Source organism: Burkholderiaceae bacterium, from assembly GCA_024235995.1.
GTDB lineage: Bacteria > Pseudomonadota > Gammaproteobacteria > Burkholderiales > Burkholderiaceae_C > Ottowia.
The window spans coordinates 3,487,621-3,504,084 of record JACKLI010000001.1; the positions used below are offsets into that span (position 1 = coordinate 3,487,621).

Below are 16,464 nucleotides of genomic sequence, written 5' to 3' on the forward strand. Positions count from 1 at the left end.
GACTACCCCAGCAGGCCGGACACGATGCGGGTGTAGCCCCCGGCGTAGAGCGTGGTCGACGGGAGGCGCAATTCGCCTGTGCCGTTCAGGTCGGACACGTCGCAGTCCCAGGCCAGCGTACCGTCGCCATTGACGATGCGCGCCCAGGTCGCCTCGCCGCTGGTTTGAATCAGGGCTTCGCCGGTGGGCGTGATGGTCAGAATCCCGTCCTCCACCTCGCCGATGGGCTCGACCAACACGATGGCGGCCAGCAGATCGCCGGTCGGGGCCGCGCCGAAGGATGGACGCACGCCGCCGTAGATCCGAACACAGGCGTTCTCCGTGCCGGTGGCCAGGAAGTTCACCACGGCGTTCAGGCGATAGTCGTTGAGCGCGTTCGAGATCTGGATCACGGTTGAGACTCCATCATGGTTTGCGCACGCAGGTTGTCGGCGATGACGGCGCGATGCTGTCGTGCGTGGTCGAAAGCGATGACGAGGTAGCGAGGCACCGGATCGATGTGATCGAACGAGTACGCGCCGGTACTGGCGTCGCTCCAGGTCTCACGCACCACGACGTAGGTGGCTTGATCGATCAACAGCACGCGCCGCTGAAGCGGCTCATCGGCGATCACGCCCTTCACGCGGTGCTTCACCGTGCCCGCAATGCGGTGGTTACCGTGGTAGTAGTGGTTGCGCTTGCCGAGCAGCGCGCGCAGGCCGCGATGGCTATAACGAAGCGCTGCTGCGTTGTCTGGGACGAGGACACGTTTCGCCAGTGCGACAGGGAGTCGACGATGCGCGGGTGGCGGCATGTCCTCCAGACCGCTGCTCACATCGCCTGCGACCCGATGCACGCGCAGCGTGATCCCGTAGCCGAAGATGCAGGGACGAAGGGACGGATACCAGCGCTTGAAGTCGCGCCAGACGATTTCACCGTCCACCGACAGTTGCAGAAGCCACACATCGAGATTCGCTTGGCGCTTGATCTCTAGCCGGATCGTGCGGCGCGCGCCAACCACAGCCCAGCCTGCCCACGCTTCGGTGACCTGTTCGTACTCAGAGCCGCCGCTTGTCCAGTACGAGTGGACCCAACTGCTGTTGTAGACGCAGAGGCGATGCCCTTCGTAGGTGCCCACCCCCGTCCAGAGCCAGAAACCGAAGTGCGGAGGCGGCGATGCCGATGCAACGATCTCCACGTCCATCTCGAACCAGAAGTCCGTGTTCAGCGGAGCGTCCGACAAGCGCCAAAAGCTCTGGGAGTTGTTGAACACGAGATCGGCGGACTCCTCCACTGCATTCCACGTGGTCGTGATCCCACCATTGCCACCGTTGCTTGAAAAGCCCGAAGGGATGCCGGAGGCGAAATCCTCCTCAAATGGATAGGCCACGGCTCACGGTCTCCACGGCCCGGTGATATCGAAGCAAAAGCCGCAGCTGTTGGTCTCGCTCGAGTACGAGGAGATCGTGACGTAGAGGAACTTGCGGTCTTCGTAGCCGATGACGTTGTCGATCATGGTCAGATGGCCGTAGGGCTGGTTCTGGTGAACCCAGAGCATCCCTGGCAGCACGCCCCGCAGATGCCCTCCGCTTTCGCGCAGGTAGATCGGATGCAGGATCAGGCCATAGTCCGGACCGTTCGGAAACGGGATGGCTGCGGACCGACCAGAAATGTTTTGGCTGTTCTGATCGTTGAGCGAAAGCATCCCGAGGCGCACATTACCGCCAAGTTGCGTGTAATCGCGCAGACAGATCTTGCCGGTTGTTTCCAGCGACTGACACGAGTAGGCATCCTGGTAGGGATAGCTGCCGCCCGTGTAGTTGGCCTGCTGATAGCGTTCCGAGGCGATCAGGTAAGACGCGAAGTTGTCACCGGGCTTGTAGCTGTCGAAATCGGTGAAGGCGTGCAGTACGCGCCAGTCGCCTTGGTAGCCCGACGAGTTGATGAGAAAGAACCCACGGTCGTCGCCGATCAGCACCCAGCTGCGGCCCCAGTTGCCGTTGTCGCCGGACGTCTCGGCATAAGACTGGCGCGCGTAGTACCACTTGAACCAGCCCACGTACATCGTTGTGCCACTGCCGGTCGGAACCTCATTGCGCATCGGCGCGGCTGGCGTGAACGGCGCTTGCGCGCCGACGAAGGTGTCGATGTCGGCCATACCCTCGGCGATGGTCACTCGCCCGAACTTGGCCCACGTCGAGGTGTAGCCCGTGGGCAGGCTGTCGTCGACGCGCAGGAAGTGACGGTTCGACTGCGGGTTCGGACTGCGGTAGGCGCGCTTGTGGGTGCCCGTGAACGCAATCTCGAAGCCCAGCGGCGCGATCTTCAGCGTGATGCCGGTCTGCGTGGTGGCGGGCGATGCGGGTTCGCCTGCCACGCGAAAGCTCACCGTGGTCGACGTAATGGCCGTAACGGTGAACTCACCGTTGTAGGAAGGCTGATCGCAGCCCTCCACCAGCACGACCTGATCGACTATGAAACCGTGCCCGGAGCCAACGGTCGCGGTGGCGGTATCGTCCGTACGAGAAAGCGCCGTCACCGTCTTGAGGTTGAAGCCGTTGACCAGGCAGGCGTCCAGCAGCGCCGTGAGGCTGCCCCAGTTGTTGGTCAGCACCGGCGCGCCTGCAAACCCGTTGTGCATCCATTTGACCTTGTTGCTCATCGCATTCCTCTCAAGGACGATCCACGTCGCCGCGCACCAGCAAGGTGAAGGCGTCGTTGGTGACGGTTTCCGGGCCCTGTTGGATGGTGCGAACGACCCACACAGGAAACAGCGCACCGGTGGTGTTAAAGCGCAGTACGTTGCCGGTCGCCCAGCCCGAACCCCAGCCGATGACGGCCAGCGTGAAGTACGGTTTGCCGGTGGCCGGGTTGATCGGCGCGATGTTGCTGCCCGTGGTGCCAGTGGCGATCACTCCCACGTGCTCGCCGATGACGTTGAACGAGGTCGCGTTGGTGAACTGGATCGCCCAGCGTTCGGTGATCGCGCCTGCGTTGGTGACAACGATGGGGGCCAGCACGTCGTTGTAGGTGGCGGTCGCCGCGCTGCCGGTGATGGCATCGAGGAAGGTGCCGTTCCACGTGGCCTGGTCGAACAGGTTGGAGACGTAGGCGCGAAGGTCGCCCGACACCAGCGCAGAGGACACGTGCGAGCCGACCGGATAGTCGTGGGTGATCTGGCGGGTGAAGGCCAGCCGCCCGGAGATCTGCACGTCCGATACCTGCGCCATGTCCTCGATGCGGTGCTCGACCGTGAGCGGCTGCACAAGGCCAGTGACCACACCGAAGGTGACAGTTCCGGCTTCGAGATCGGCGGTGTAGTCGGTGGTCACGACGTCGCCGTTGCCATCGAGCACGCGCACGCGCGACAGGCGCTCGCGCCCACAGTCCACGACTTGCCCGCTGGTGGCGGTGAGCGGCCCGACCGTGGCGGTGTGTCCAATTACCGCGAAATCACCCGCTCGGAAGATCGGCACCCGTCCGTCCTGCGGTAGGCGCACCGGATCGAGGCCGATGATGTCTGCGTCCAGCGGCAGATAGGAGTACGCGACTGCGTTGTACTTGATGGTGTCGGCGAACACCGGCACCGGCTTGAAGATCTTCGCAACACCGTCGATGGTGATCACCGCATCCGGGTCGTACCAGCTCTGCCCCTCGTTGCCCGCCGCCACCACCCACGAGCCAAAGCGCACTCGAACGACGCCGGTTTCGTAGTCGATGGTGCCCACCACGTCGGTGCCGGTGATGTCGCCATTGTTGTTGGCGTTGACGTTGATCGTGCCGCCGGACAGGCGCGTGGCCAGCAGTTGCAGGCTCGACGGCCGCACCGGCGAAGCCGGGACGCGGAATGTCACCTCGTCCACCGGCGTGCCGTCCAGCGTGGTGAGCAGTGAGCGCAGTCCCACGGCGTTCGAGGCGGCAGGGACCCAAGCCGTGATGCTCGCTGCGCCGTTGGCGTAGTTGATGTTCCCCGCCAGCGTGGCCGCACCCGTCACCGGGTTCAAGTCGTAGTAGAGGCTGCCCAAGCGGTCGAAGTAGGTCTTGCCGCCCAGCGTGAAGTTGATGCTGCCGGGCACGATGTTCTCGGCAAAGCTGGGCGTGAGGTCGATGGCCAGCGCGCCTGCGGTGAAGCTGTCATTGACCGCGTTGGACGTGCCCGCAGCGCGGAAGCGCACCTTGGCCCAGCCGGATTCGTCGATGGGCATCGACGCACCTGCCGTGATGTACTCCCAATGCGAGAACAGATTGCGGTACACCGGCACCAGCGCGTTGCTGGCATTGCGTGTCCAGCCGATGCGCGTGACGCTGTAGCGCGCCACCGGAATCCGCACGGTCGTGTCTGGCACGAAGTGGATGACGCCGGTGCTGTAGTTCACCGAACCGAAGGCCGTACCCTGCGGGTCACGCAATACGCCCAGTCCATCGTCCTTGACGATCTTGATCGGGTCGATTTGGCGGATCAGTTGCAGCTCGGCAGGCGTGGTCGAGATGTATTCGTACAGGTCGATCAGCAGGTTCCACTCCAGCTCGACCGTGCCGGGGATCAGACCGTCGAAATCGACCTCTACGTCGATGCTGCCGTCGCCATTGCGCAGTGGCGCCGGAAACGTCTCCTCGTTCGGCGGGCCCCAGGTATAGGCGACGCTGTACGTTTGGCCGCCCGCAGGCAGTGCGGCAGGTGTGATCTGGATCAGGCCGGTCTGGTAGTTGATGGTGCCGCTGGCGTGGCCGCTGATCGCGCCCTTGCCATCATCGGTAGCGGTGCGGGCAGTGCCGTCGTTCCATGTGATGGACACTGAACCCGGCGTCACACCTGCGTTGGAGAGCTGGAAGGCGACCGCTGGCGGCGCAATGCTGCCGCCAGATCGGTTGAAGTAGTTGGCCTTGCCACCCCAGGCATAGACGATCTCACTGCCCACATCGGGCAGCGCCCCCAGGGTGACGGCGACCGTGCCGGTGGTGTAGCTGACGGTGCCGACACCGTACTCCGGGCTGGCCCCCTTCAACACGCCCGCGCCGTTGTCGCGCAAGTCGTACCACTTTCCTTGGGCGCGGTAGCTCACCTGAATCGTGCCGGGCGACGGGCTGGGCACGATGGTCAGGATGTAGTTGTACGAGCGGCTCTCGATGTCGACCCGGATGCCCGCTGTGTCAGCCACACGGATCGGCGCGGCGGCGGGCCGGAAGGTGATGGTCTTGCTGCCCGAATAGGTCGGCGCACTCGATGCCAGCGCGACCTGGCCCCGCCCATAGTTCACAGTGCCCACTACGGTCGCACCCGACAGCAGGTCGCCACCGTTGTCGACAAGCGTCGCACCGCTGACGGTGATCGAGAGGGTTCCAGGCTGAATGGCGTTGCCCACCGACAGCACGGTCGAGGCATTGAACGCGACCGAGGTGGTGTAGGACACCGTGCCGTTGTCGGACTCGATGAGCGTTTCCGAGGTGCCGCCTGCGGTGAGATCAAGCAGCGGTGTCTCCGTCTGTGCCGAGGGCACGAGCTGTGTGAACACGCTGGTGACGCTGGCGGCCACATCGCCGATAGAAACCGGCTGGGTCGTCTTGACCACGCCGCAGTACTTGGCGGCATCGGCCACCACGGTGTCGCGGGTTTTGGTCTTGCCGCTCGCCATTGTGAACAGGCGATCCGGCGGCGAGCCCGGGAAGTCGTAGCGCAGCGCGTCCGACAGGTCGCAGGTGACCACCACCGCCTGGTAGTCCTGGATGCTGCTGCCCGAGCCAAAGCTGAAAGTACGGGTTTCCGACTCGATGCGCGTAATACGGATGTATTGCGAATACTCGTTGGCCAGGCCTTCACTCATCACGAGGAACAGGGTCTTGCCGATGGTCGGCAGCTCCGAGCCCACACGCTGGAAGAGCTGGATGCTGCGTTGGCCCGCGATGTGGTTCTCAAGCAAAAAGCCGTTCCACATCGAACCCTTGTTGAGGTAGGCCTCGATGCGGTCGCGCGCGTTGGTGCGGCGGTCGAACACCTCCTCGGTGGAGAAGACGGTGACGGCCACGCGCGGATCGGCAGGCGGATCGGACACCACCACGTTACCGCCCAGATAGGTGTCGGTGGTGTCGGTCTGGATGCTCGCGAACACCTTGCGCAGGTTCACTCGCCCGCCCGCACGATCCAGTTCCGAGATGTCGTTGAACAGCGAGTTGCTCGCGCCGTCCACGATGACGTTGGAGGTGGGCGCGCCGCCGCCTTCTGCGACGTCGTCCATCACCTGACTGGCGACCAGCTTCACGTCGCCTGCAAGAATGGGCATGGAATTCTCCAGTGAATCAGAGCTGCATCAGCCGCAAGGTGATGCGATAGAAATCGGTGTCGGATTGCGCCGGGAAGCCCAGCACGGGTTCGGCGTCGATGGCGGTGTCGGCGTGACGGAAGGCCACGGTGAACACGCGCGCATCGCGCAGCGTGAGCTCGAACCGCCCACTGGCCGCAGCCAGGGGCGCAGCGGCCCAGGTGTGCAAGGTGGCCACCGTCGCGCGTGTCACCCACGCCATGTCCGATGGGCCAACCAGCGTGATCGGGCGGCCCGCCTGCCTTGTTGCTGACTGCACCAGCAGCGCGCCGGTGAGCAGGTAGGACACGGAGGCCACGGCGGGCGACCACGCGTGCTCGTCCGCCCACAGCAAGTCGTCCGGCAATGGCAACGCCACCCCGGTAGCGAGGTTCTTCAGGTACATCGGGAATACCTCAGACAGAGAAACAGGAGCGCACGGTCAAGCCGTGCGGCCGCGCGCAGCATCCAGCAGTTGCAGCAAGCGCGACTCCTCGCGTGCATCGACCGTGGCATTGACCTTGTTGCCGCCTGCAGCCAACTCCACCCGCACGGTGCGGGTCGGGGCACTATCGGGCAGTGACGGACGTGGCAGGCTGCTGCCCACGGGTTGCACCAAACCACCCGAGGCAAAGCCCTGGATGCTCGCCATCGCTCGTCCGGCCAGTGCCTGCGCCGGAGCGCTCAAGTTGTTGATAGCCTCGAAGAAGCCCGCACCGTAGCGGGCGACGGCCTGCCGGTTCACGACGAACTCGCCGGGGGTGAGCATCGCCGGGACGGTGTCGGATTTCGCCAAGCCACCGCGCCGGTAGAACTCGCCCTGGTTTTGCTCCATGTAGTCGATCAGCTCGCGCTCCAGGTCTTTGCCCCAGAGCAGCGGCTGGGCCATCGCTTGCCGCCACGTCTGCTTGATCCGCTCCAGGTTCTGGCGCTCGTTGCCGGTCAGGGTCTTGCGGCCGATGAAGTCCGACAGCACGCGCCGATCTTCCTGCGCCTGCTTGCCATAGTTGTCCATTGTCTTGCTGCGCATATCCAGACTGACCGATGCGCCGTAGTTCCACTGCAGCCAGCTGGTGTACTCGTTCATCCCCTGCAGGCCGAGGTCGATCATCTTGAGCGCCTCGAACGCTTCGCGGTTCTTCTTGGGCCTGCTCGGCTTGTCTTTGGGATCGGAGCCTGTGGAGCCGGTGCCACCCAATGAGGCAACGCGCCCGCCGACCGCGAAGTGGGCGATGCCCCCAGCGACACTGTTTGCCAAACGCGAGAGCGCGCCGCTGCCGTACTTCTGCACCGCCGCCTTGCGGATCACGAAGGCACCGGCCTCGAGGGTGCGTGGCACGGTATCGTGGTGGCCGGAGCCGGGCACCGAGCCACCGCTCATCCGGGGAAAGGCGGGAGCCACCGCGCCGCCGTCGGCAAACCGTCGAACACCACCGCCAACCAGACCGCCAGTGGCGTTGGTTTCCACCTTGGTCACGTAGATGGTGTGGGTGCTCGAGGTGTTGCGCCCATTGAGGCTGTCGATCTCCGCGCGCACCGCGCCGACGTTGCTGGCGACCTGATGCTGAGATTCGGTCTGGATGCGATCCAGCGCCTTGATCATCCCTTCGACATTGGTGATCGCCGCCTGCGCTTTCTCGGTCGCTACCTTCAGTTCGAACTGCGCGTTTTGGTCGGCGTAGGCCTTGAGCCGATCCAGCGCGTCGCGTGCCTTGCTGACGTCGGCATCGACCGGCAGCGTCTTGCCTTCCTTGAGCAACTGCTCGTATTCCTTGAGCTTCTGCTCCGCTTCCTGCAGGTCGGCCTGGATCTGGAGCAGGTACTCTTTCTCAGCCAGCGCCTTGTCCAGATCAGTAATTGCCTGATCGAAGCGCGTGGTGTCGGCGTCGAGCGTTACCTTGAGCCCGTCACGGAGCTTGGCGGTGATGTCGTCGATCTGGCGCGTGGTCTCGGCCAGCGTGCGCTGAATCTCATCGCGTGCGGTGATCGCCGAGCGTGCCGCCGTTTGGTGCGCCGCGCTTTCAGCATCCAGCGTCTGGTTGAGGATTTCTTCAGACTCACGGATGCGGTCGATGGCCTCACGCACGCCCTGTTTGCCTTGAACCGCCTGAGCGTCGGCATCCTTGGCCTTCTGCGCCAGTTCCGCGCGCAACTGGTCAGCCTGCCGCATCAATTCGGTCGCCTGCTGGTACTCCTGCCTGCGGTAGGCCTCGCGCGACTGCGCTTCCAGTTGCGTGACCTGTGACACTGCCTGCTCGGACTGCCTGCGGGCCTCCTCGCCGCGCTTGGCCTCGTTGGTCTGACTGGTGGCCACCTGCGCGGCCATGTCCATCGCCTTCTGCGCGAGCTGGCGTGCAAGCTCCAATTCACCGTTGGCCAGCGCCTGTCGCGCCTGCTCCTGCATCTCGGCGATCTGGCGCTTGCGATCCTCGGTCGCCTCGTACTCGGTCATGCCCTGGCGGCGGATGTCGCGGATGCGCTCCTCCGTGGACATCGACAACTGGCGCTTGGCTTCCTCGATGCGCTGCACCTCCGCCAGATGCCGGTTGGCCTCGGCGTTGAGGGCGTCGATGTGTTGGCGGTACTCGGAGAGCGCCTGCGCCAGCGTCTGGCGCTTGGTGGCGAGGATGTCGTTCTCGACACGCTGCACGTTGGCCCGGCGCTCCTCCTCGGTCTGGCCTTGCCGGGCGGCAGCCTCCTTGCGCGCCTGCGTTTCCTGATCGATCAGGCCGAGCGTCTCGGTCGTGGCCTGACGGCGCAGGGTCGCCTGCTGCGTCAGCGCTTCGGTGAGGAGCTGCGTGGATTTGGTGATCTTGGCGGTTTCGGACTGCTGGGTACGTTCTAGTTCCGCCTTCTCCTGCTCGTAGCGCGCCTTCACCGCAGTGATCTGCGTTTGCAGATTGGCCTCGACAATGGCGGTGAACCCTTTGTAGGCCTCGGCCATTTTGGCGGTGGCGTCGTTGACCACACCTTGGGCCTTGCCGACCGCCTGTTCGACCTCGCCCAGCCGGGACTTGAGTTTTTCCAGGGCGGCGTGCACGGCCTCGATGCCGCGCCCGACCGCTTCCTGCGTTCCCTGGCGCACGGCTTCGAGTCGCTTGGCGATCTCCTCGGCAGCGGTCGCGGCGGTGTTCATCGCGCCTTGGGCTGCGTTTGCGCCTTCGGTGGCGTCGGCGTACATCTCGGCGAAGATGCGATTCATCTCCGCAAGCCGCTGTTCGTGCCGCTTGGTGGCTTCGGCGATGGTGTCGGACGTGAAGATGGCGGCGAACACCTCCCACTGGAAGCGCAGGTGCTCGATGCCCTTCATCAGCACCTCGACCATGAAGATGCCCGCTTTGCGGACGATCTCGAACTTCTCCGACAGCCACGTCCCGATCTCCCAGCCGATGATGGCCGCACCGAGCACCCCGAAAGCGACGCGCAGCTTGCCGACGGTGGCGATGGCGTTCGACATCGACAGGTTGGCCGCCGCCCACGCCGCCGCCGTGGTGCTGGCCGCCGTTACCGCCGCCGCACCTGCGGTCTGCCACGCGATGATCAGCGCCGGGATCAGGCGGTAGACCAGTACCGCGAGGCCGACCTCGGCGATGCGTCCCAGCCACTTCATCACCGTGTCCAGGTTCTCCGACAGCCACGTCAGGGCCTCGGCGAGCTTCTTGGTGAAGCCGGTCGATTCATCGAGCTTGCTGACCCACTGCCCGAAGGCGTTCGACAGACGCGTGAAGGCCTGGCTGACGGTCATCGGCAGTTGCGCGTACTCGGCGGCCAGCTTGTCCTTCTGGCTCATCAGCGCGTTGACCACCACGTCGGCGGTCAGGCGGCCTTCCTCGGCGAGCTTGCGCAGCCGTCCGATGGGCACGTTCAGGCCGTCGGCCAGTGCCTTGGCGAGACGCGGGCTGTTTTCGACGACAGAGTTGAATTCCTCGCCGCGCAGCACGCCTGAGGCCAGGGCCTGCCCGAACTGCAGCAGGGACGACTGCGCCTCGGCAGCCGATGCGCCGGAGATGCGCAGCGCCTGCGAGATACTTTCGGTGAGCGCGAGGGCATCCTGCTGCTCGCCGCCCAGCATCCGCACCGCCTGTTGGAGCTTGCCGTAGAGCGTGGCGGTTTCCTGGATCGGCACGCCGATGCGCTGCGCGATGGCGAACAGTTCTTTCTGGGCCACCGTGTACTCGCGGCTGCCTGCGGTGGCCAGCTTCAGGCGCGCGGACATCATGTTCCAGGCGTCAGCGATCTGGACAATCTCCTGCACCTTGCCGCTGGCCCAGTTGATGGTGAGGAAGGCCAGCAACTGAGTCTTGGCCTTGGCGACCTGATCACCAAAGGCGTTCATTCCGGCCTTGACCTCGGCCACCCCGGCAGCGGCCTTGTCGCCTGCGGTCTTGGCGCTGGAGCCGAACCCGCCGAGGCTGCGCTCGGCCGATGTGATGGCGCGTTTGAGCCCCTCGTCTGCACCTTCGAGGGCGACGAGGATGGAAATGCGGTTCGCCATCTCAGTCCACCAGCCGCAACTGCTTCTCGATCCGGGCCGAGAGACGCGGAATACGCCCGGCGACAATGCCTTCGACGTTCAGTCGCTTCTTGAGCTGCACCCGGGGCACCAGCACGGCAATGGGCACATCCGCGCCGCGTTTGAGCCGCTTGATGCCCTCGGCTTTTCGGTAGCGGCGCTTGAATCCCGACAATGGTCGGTCGTGTTCCTTGATGTTCTCAGCCATCAGCACGATGTTCCCCTTGGCGTTCTTGATGAAATAGGCGTTGCCGCCGCGCATCAGCTCGGCGATCTGCGCCTTGAAGCGTTTGCGGCCGACCCGCCCGTGCAGCGGGATCAGCATCCGGCCACCGATCACGCCGCCGCGTTCGTGGATGCCCGACCACGGGATGCGCGAGCCGACGTAGAGCGCGGGCAGCCGGTTCTTGTCCTTGTCCAGCACCTTGGCGGTGAAGCCCTTGACGAAGGACTTCTTGACCACCGTCATCTGACCGGCAACGTGGCTGCGCACGTCCTGCTTGAGTTCGGCGGTCTCACTGGCGATGCCGCGTGCGACCGCCTTCTGTACCTTCTCGCGGAACTCGCCGCCCCAGCGACGCAACTGCGCCTGCGCGGCCTTGCTATCGATGCGAACCGAGATGCGCATGGTCTTGGAGCCTGTCAAGGGTCTGGTCAAGGTGACGCGGATCGCCGCGTGCGCCGATGGCGATCAGCGAGAGCAGGCGCGCATCGCGCGCCGCGTCCTCCCGCACGGTGGCGGCTGCGAAGCCGCTCACCTGCGCCAGGGTGTAGTCGAGGATGTCCGGCAGTCGGTGGCCGTGGGCAATCAGGTGCTGGACGGTGTCGAACCAGCCGTGGCCGCTGTGGCCGCCACTGCGCTGGTCTGCACGATCAGACAGTCGAGACGAGGCATCACCGTCCGGGTAAAAAAATCCGCGTTCACCTCGATCACCTTCGCCGCCAGCAGGATGGCCTCGTCGGCGGCCAACTCATCGACCCACGCGCGCGGCTTGCCGACGGCAATCGACACCGCTGTGAGCAGGTCGTCGCCGCGCTCGCCGAACAGCGCCAGCCAGTCGATGCCATCGCCACCAATCTGCTGCATCACCGGCGTGATCGCGCGCAGGAAGGCGGGCATCTGCCCGACCTTGAGGGGCTTGATGGCCAGCAGCTCGCCGTCGATCACCAGTTCCACCCCTTGCTGGATGAGGGTTTCCAGATCGCTCATGGTTGGCCTCACCTCGTTCACAGCTGCACGATGCGGCCGAACTGGCCCAGCACCGCGTCATAGGGCTTGGTGGTGTCGGCCAGGAGCGAGCCTTCCAGTTCGAACTTGTTGTACTCGTCCGAGATGAAAGAGATCTCCTTGAGCGGATCGAATGCGACGCGGTACAGCTCGACCAGAACCTTGGCGTTGCCCTGCGCGGTGTTGATACCTTCCAGGCGCAGATAACGCTCCGGCACCGACTGCGTGAAGATGCCAATCTCGGTGGTCACGCCGTAGGTGTAAGCGGCCTTGAAAGGCGCGGTGAAGCCGGTGATCTCCAGAAACTGGAGGGCACCGAAGTCGGTATCCACCGTGTAGTGGGTGCCTGCGGTCAGCGTCCCAGGCGTACCTGCCGAATCGGTGACCACGACCGCCGACACCTTGGGGTGAGCAAAGAAGTAGCGGTCGCCGACCACCGGAGACTCGCCGCCGATGGGCTCAGCGGTCACCGAGCCCGTGCTGCCGGTGATGTGGTTGCCGTACAGCGCCAGGGCGAGGTTCTCCTTGGTGAACTCCTCGATGGTGAGGTTCACGGTGGCCGACTTTTGCTTGACCATCCGGTGGTCGAGCGAGCGCTGGCCGGTCTGGCTCTCGTAGTGCTCCAGCACGTCGGTCTTGAGCGAGAGCTTGAGCTCGGCGACGTTGCCGGGCGAGCGCACTTCGATGGGCAGGCCCGCTGCGTCGCGTTTACCGAGGAAGACGCGGCCCTGAAAACTGGCGTAGGTGCTCATGATTTGGATTCCTTGCGTTGGGTGGTGATGGGGCGAATGGGTTCGATGGGTCCGCCGTCGCCTTGCGGCTGGGGCTCGGGTACGGGCTGGCGGTCATGGCGGGCGATGCCATTGGCGATGAGCCAGTCGGCAGTACCGCTATCCACATCGAGCCGGTCGCCTGCCTTGTGGGCTTGGCCCGCGTGGGTGTGCGGCTGAGTCAGAACGATGTAAGTCATGGGTGTCATCCCTTGGTTGAAAGGTCGGTGTCGAGCGTCCGGTAGGTGATCGCGTAGCGCGCGGGGATCATGGCTGCCACCGCATCGGCGTCTTCGACGTCCCACTCGCATTCCTGCTCGCGCAGCCCCAAGACAAGGCCGCCCAGGTTCCGGTCGGCCAGCAGAGCGGCGTGGGCGGCTGTGATCAGCCGGTCGGCTTCGGTTTCCGGAATTGCGGGAGGCACCGCGCGGGCCAGCGCGACCAAGCGCACCGTGAGCTCGCGCGTGACGCGGTCGTTGGCGCGCTCGGTGATCGACTCGGACTCGGGGAACACCACCAGCGCGGGGCATTGCTCCCGGCTGATGGCCACCGTGGGCGAGCGGTGCAGCGTCGCCCCAAGCGTCTCCACCGGCGTGCGGACAGCCGCCATCACCGCGAGCAGAATCTGTTCGCGGATCGAGTTGCCGGACATGGCGCTACACCCGGGTTAGCTGTGCGCGCATCTCCGAGCCGTCGCCCACGGCCCGGGTGCTACGCACCTGATAGATCACGCCATCGATCTCGACCGCCTCGCGCGGACCCAGACCTTTGAGGACCGAAGCCGGATAGCACATCTGGTAATCGGTGGACGAAGCCAGCCCGTCGAACACCGTGTCGTCCGGCGCAGTGAAGCCGACCGCGTGCGTCTGCGACGGCGAGCCATCGGAAGGCTGCCAATGGCAGCGTACCGTCAGCCCCGCGTTGGCGGCAGACTGGTACAGGCGTTCGATCAACTTCATCACGCCACCGTCAGCTTGACCAAGACTCCGGGCCGATGGCACATGGGCAACGGATTCGACTGGGTATGCAGGTCGGTGCCACGATCGAACTTGCGCGGCTCCTGCTTGGCATAGAGCGTCTGCCCGATGGTGTTGACCGTCTCGTTGAAGTCAGCCGGCGCGAAGTAGGTGCCGAAGGTATCCACCGTACCCAGCGGGAAGGCATGGGCCTCGCCAGCCGCGATAAAGCGACGGGTGGTGCCGGTGGGATCGGTTGCCTGCCCGCGATACTCCTCGAAGGTGATGCCGGCGTAGGTGAAGCCCCGGCGCACGTCGTTGATCAGGATGGCACCCTGCTGCCAGTTCTCGAACGCTTTCTCGACCTTGGCATGGCCGGTCAGGGCGGCGAAGAATTCGGGCGAGCACAGGCAGTGCACTCCGGTCATGAATTCGCCTTTGAGGTTGTCCTCGATCGCGGCCAGGGTCGCGAGGCATTTCGCCTTCACATTGGTGCCGGCATTGCCGAGGTCATAGGCGATGGTCTGCGGCGTGATGTCGAACTCGTCGAACAGGTCGTACAGCACGGAGCCATCGGCATCCAGAATGACGCCCTTGAGTGCACCCATGCGCAGGTGTTCCAGCGTGATCGCGTGCTTGTTACGCATGGTCTCCAGGTGGCGCGCGATGACGCCCGCGACGGCTTCTGTTTCAGTCTCCGAGCCAAAGGCGCGGATGCCCTGAACCTCTTCCGGCAGGACGACATCGTCATGCGGGATGTGGGGGATCACGAACGAACGCAAGGTGCGCTTACCGCGCACACCGACCGTGCCCGGGGCGCCCGGCGGCAAGGTCGGCAGCAGGTTCAGTACGCCGTTCATCTCCTCGACGATGACCTGTCGCTGGCGCACCGGCTTGGCCGGCATCAAACCGAGATCCTCGATGCGGCCATAACGGTTGGGAAGAATGTTGATGGCCGCCGTGAGCGCCGCCATCGAGAACGCGGGATTGGTAAAAGGGTTCTGCATGGTTGTCTCCTAATTCAGGCGGCGGTTCGGACGAGGACGCCACGCGCTTCGATCTGAGCGATCGCAGTGGCCTTCTCGGTAGGGGTGATGGCGACCGGCCACACCAGGGCATGGCTGGCGACGATGGCGTGGCGGGAGATCAGCAGCGCGTCTTCCCGGTCGATCAGGGTCGCATCCACGTCAGCGGCGAGCACGCCGACCGCGTTCTCAGTGCCATCGGTGGCGGCCGGGTCGAGCGCTTTCAGCTTGCCGGTCGTACTGTCGCGGCCGACGATGGCGCCGAGCTGCAGGTTTTGACCGGCAGCAACCGTGGCCAGGTCGCGTGAATAGAGATTCGGCGCCTCGTACTTGAGGAGATCACCGAGGTTGTTGGTTTCCTGAATGGCAGACATGGCTTACTCCTTCGTGGCGAGTTTCTTGACGGCGGCAACGACCGGGCTGCTCTCCGGCTGCACGGTGGTTCCCGCATCGGCGGTGATGCGTGAGGCAATCTCCGGCTGTTCAGCGCGAGCTTCGAGCAGTGCGCGGCGGACTTGGGACTCGTTCATCCCGGATGCGAGGAATTCCGCCGTGCGCTGTGGCGTGCCTGCGATCAGGCAGATCTCGGCAATGGCTTGTGCCTCGATCCGGCCGTTGGCGTGCGCACCGACGAGCGATGCAGACACGGGCGGGGTGGTGGGTTCTTGCGCTGGGGTGTCTGCCGGGTCTGGCGTGGCCTCCGGCTCGGATTCGTCCAGAGGGGGCTGCTGTTCGTGATCGGTCATGGTTTTCTCCAAATGAGACTGTTGTTGGCTGGAAATCTGCGGAGGTGCGTTCCGTGAAGCAGGCGAGGCACGGGCGAGCGGGCCGCGCTTCGCGGCGCCCGTACTGGGTGTCGCCAGCCGGCGTTGCGCATCCAGTGCGTTGGAGAACTCGATCAGGACCTGATCGAAACTCATCACCGCGTCAGCCAGGCCTGCCGTCACAGCAGCCTCGCCGAAGAGCAGGCTGGCTTCGGTCGCCCGCACGGCATCGCTGTCCAGAGCTCGCATTTGCGCGACCTGGCTGACGAAGATTCCGTAGAGCCGATCCACTTCCGCCTGCAGGGTGGAAGCCGCCTGTGGGGACAGCGGCGCGTGGGGAGAAAAGTCGTTTTTGTGGTGGCCGGCGTAGATTGCGGTGAAGTCGATGCCGTCCTTGGCATCCTTGACCGACTGATCGACGTGCAGCGCAATAACACCAATGGACCCCACCCCGGCGGTTTGGGACAGGGTCAGGCGTGATGCGGCGGCGGCAATCGCGTAAGCCGCCGAGTACGCGGAGTCATTGGCATGCGCCCACACCGGCTTGATGTCGTTGGCGGCGCGAATCCGCTCGGCCAGCTCAAACACGCCACCCGCTTCGCCGCCGGGCGAATCTAGGTCGAGCAGGATGCCGCTGACCTGTGGGTCCGCCAGCGCGGCGTCGAGGCGTGCCGCGATTTCCCCATAGGAGGTCAGGCCAGACGCCGCCTCCAGTCCCATCGCCCGTCGTACCAGGGTGCCGTGCACGGGAATGATCGCGATGCCGGGCTGCCCGACCGCAGTGCCGGCTTTCGAAGTGGGAAGCGGGACGGCAGCATCGATCTCGGGCAATCCGATGCGCGGGCCGAGGACGGACAGGATCACGTCCAGTTTCGAACGCGCAATGAGAAGCGGCGTCCCGTAGAGACGGGACGCCAGGTGTACGAGCTGCAT

The 16,464-nt window shown here is 64.8% G+C and carries 15 protein-coding genes; all 15 read right to left on the reverse strand.

The features are described 5' to 3' along the window. Positions 1-2 precede the first annotated feature (2 nt). The 15 genes from H6927_16665 to H6927_16735 all read right to left on the reverse strand — a co-directional run bounded on the left by H6927_16665 (position 3) and on the right by H6927_16735 (position 16,464). Complete coding sequence (locus H6927_16665; protein MCP5219720.1) at positions 3-392, reverse strand: hypothetical protein; 390 nt, start codon at positions 390-392, stop codon at positions 3-5. Then, positions 389-1,369, reverse strand: a complete 981-nt coding sequence (locus tag H6927_16670) for a hypothetical protein (protein ID MCP5219721.1) — start codon at positions 1,367-1,369, stop codon at positions 389-391. Before H6927_16670 ends, H6927_16665 begins: the two co-directional genes overlap by 4 nt. A gap of 3 nt (positions 1,370-1,372) precedes the next feature. Then, positions 1,373-2,641, reverse strand: a complete 1,269-nt coding sequence (locus tag H6927_16675) for a hypothetical protein (GenBank protein MCP5219722.1) — start codon at positions 2,639-2,641, stop codon at positions 1,373-1,375. 10 nt (positions 2,642-2,651) lie between these two features. Continuing rightward, complete coding sequence (locus H6927_16680) at positions 2,652-6,257, reverse strand: hypothetical protein (GenBank protein ID MCP5219723.1); 3,606 nt, start codon at positions 6,255-6,257, stop codon at positions 2,652-2,654. A 16-nt stretch (positions 6,258-6,273) separates the two neighbouring features. Beyond that, a complete protein-coding gene (locus H6927_16685; protein ID MCP5219724.1) occupies positions 6,274-6,681 on the reverse strand; it encodes a hypothetical protein in 408 nt (135 codons plus the stop codon). Positions 6,682-6,717: 36 nt separating this feature from the next. After that, the gene (locus tag H6927_16690; protein MCP5219725.1) at positions 6,718-10,770 is read right to left on the reverse strand and encodes a phage tail tape measure protein; all 4,053 of its coding nucleotides are present in this window, start codon (positions 10,768-10,770) and stop codon (positions 6,718-6,720) included. Position 10,771: 1 nt separating this feature from the next. Further along, positions 10,772-11,416, reverse strand: a complete 645-nt coding sequence (locus tag H6927_16695) for a hypothetical protein (GenBank protein ID MCP5219726.1) — start codon at positions 11,414-11,416, stop codon at positions 10,772-10,774. 180 nt (positions 11,417-11,596) lie between these two features. Next, positions 11,597-11,998 (reverse strand): hypothetical protein, encoded by a 402-nt coding sequence (locus H6927_16700; protein MCP5219727.1) that lies wholly within the window; start codon positions 11,996-11,998, stop codon positions 11,597-11,599. A gap of 17 nt (positions 11,999-12,015) precedes the next feature. After that, the gene (locus H6927_16705; GenBank protein ID MCP5219728.1) at positions 12,016-12,768 is read right to left on the reverse strand and encodes a hypothetical protein; all 753 of its coding nucleotides are present in this window, start codon (positions 12,766-12,768) and stop codon (positions 12,016-12,018) included. Then, positions 12,765-12,986, reverse strand: coding sequence for a hypothetical protein (locus H6927_16710; protein MCP5219729.1), 222 nt, complete (start codon positions 12,984-12,986; stop codon positions 12,765-12,767). The genes H6927_16705 and H6927_16710 overlap by 4 nt, the downstream gene beginning before the upstream one ends. 5 nt (positions 12,987-12,991) lie before the next feature. Then, positions 12,992-13,438, reverse strand: a complete 447-nt coding sequence (locus H6927_16715; GenBank protein ID MCP5219730.1) for a hypothetical protein — start codon at positions 13,436-13,438, stop codon at positions 12,992-12,994. 4 nt (positions 13,439-13,442) lie between these two features. Continuing rightward, the gene (locus tag H6927_16720; GenBank protein ID MCP5219731.1) at positions 13,443-13,745 is read right to left on the reverse strand and encodes a hypothetical protein; all 303 of its coding nucleotides are present in this window, start codon (positions 13,743-13,745) and stop codon (positions 13,443-13,445) included. After that, entirely contained in the window at positions 13,745-14,749 is a 1,005-nt protein-coding gene (locus tag H6927_16725) for a major capsid protein (protein ID MCP5219732.1), read from the reverse strand. Before H6927_16725 ends, H6927_16720 begins: the two co-directional genes overlap by 1 nt. 14 nt (positions 14,750-14,763) lie before the next feature. Beyond that, the gene (locus tag H6927_16730) at positions 14,764-15,141 is read right to left on the reverse strand and encodes a head decoration protein (protein ID MCP5219733.1); all 378 of its coding nucleotides are present in this window, start codon (positions 15,139-15,141) and stop codon (positions 14,764-14,766) included. A 3-nt stretch (positions 15,142-15,144) separates the two neighbouring features. After that, positions 15,145-16,464, reverse strand: a complete 1,320-nt coding sequence (locus H6927_16735; protein MCP5219734.1) for a S49 family peptidase — start codon at positions 16,462-16,464, stop codon at positions 15,145-15,147.

Coding starts and splice junctions, on each gene's coding strand:
- H6927_16675 (MCP5219722.1), bottom strand. CDS start 2,641: ATGAGCAACAAGGTCAAATGGATGCACAACGGGTTTGCAGGCGCGCCG.
- H6927_16680 (MCP5219723.1), bottom strand. CDS start 6,257: ATGCCCATTCTTGCAGGCGACGTGAAGCTGGTCGCCAGTCAGGTGATG.
- H6927_16685 (MCP5219724.1), bottom strand. CDS start 6,681: ATGTACCTGAAGAACCTCGCTACCGGGGTGGCGTTGCCATTGCCGGAC.
- H6927_16690 (MCP5219725.1), bottom strand. CDS start 10,770: ATGGCGAACCGCATTTCCATCCTCGTCGCCCTCGAAGGTGCAGACGAG.
- H6927_16695 (MCP5219726.1), bottom strand. CDS start 11,416: ATGCGCATCTCGGTTCGCATCGATAGCAAGGCCGCGCAGGCGCAGTTG.
- H6927_16700 (MCP5219727.1), bottom strand. CDS start 11,998: ATGAGCGATCTGGAAACCCTCATCCAGCAAGGGGTGGAACTGGTGATC.
- H6927_16705 (MCP5219728.1), bottom strand. CDS start 12,768: ATGAGCACCTACGCCAGTTTTCAGGGCCGCGTCTTCCTCGGTAAACGC.
- H6927_16710 (MCP5219729.1), bottom strand. CDS start 12,986: ATGACTTACATCGTTCTGACTCAGCCGCACACCCACGCGGGCCAAGCC.
- H6927_16715 (MCP5219730.1), bottom strand. CDS start 13,438: ATGTCCGGCAACTCGATCCGCGAACAGATTCTGCTCGCGGTGATGGCG.
- H6927_16720 (MCP5219731.1), bottom strand. CDS start 13,745: ATGAAGTTGATCGAACGCCTGTACCAGTCTGCCGCCAACGCGGGGCTG.
- H6927_16725 (MCP5219732.1), bottom strand. CDS start 14,749: ATGCAGAACCCTTTTACCAATCCCGCGTTCTCGATGGCGGCGCTCACG.
- H6927_16730 (MCP5219733.1), bottom strand. CDS start 15,141: ATGTCTGCCATTCAGGAAACCAACAACCTCGGTGATCTCCTCAAGTAC.
- H6927_16735 (MCP5219734.1), bottom strand. CDS start 16,464: ATGCAGCTCGTACACCTGGCGTCCCGTCTCTACGGGACGCCGCTTCTC.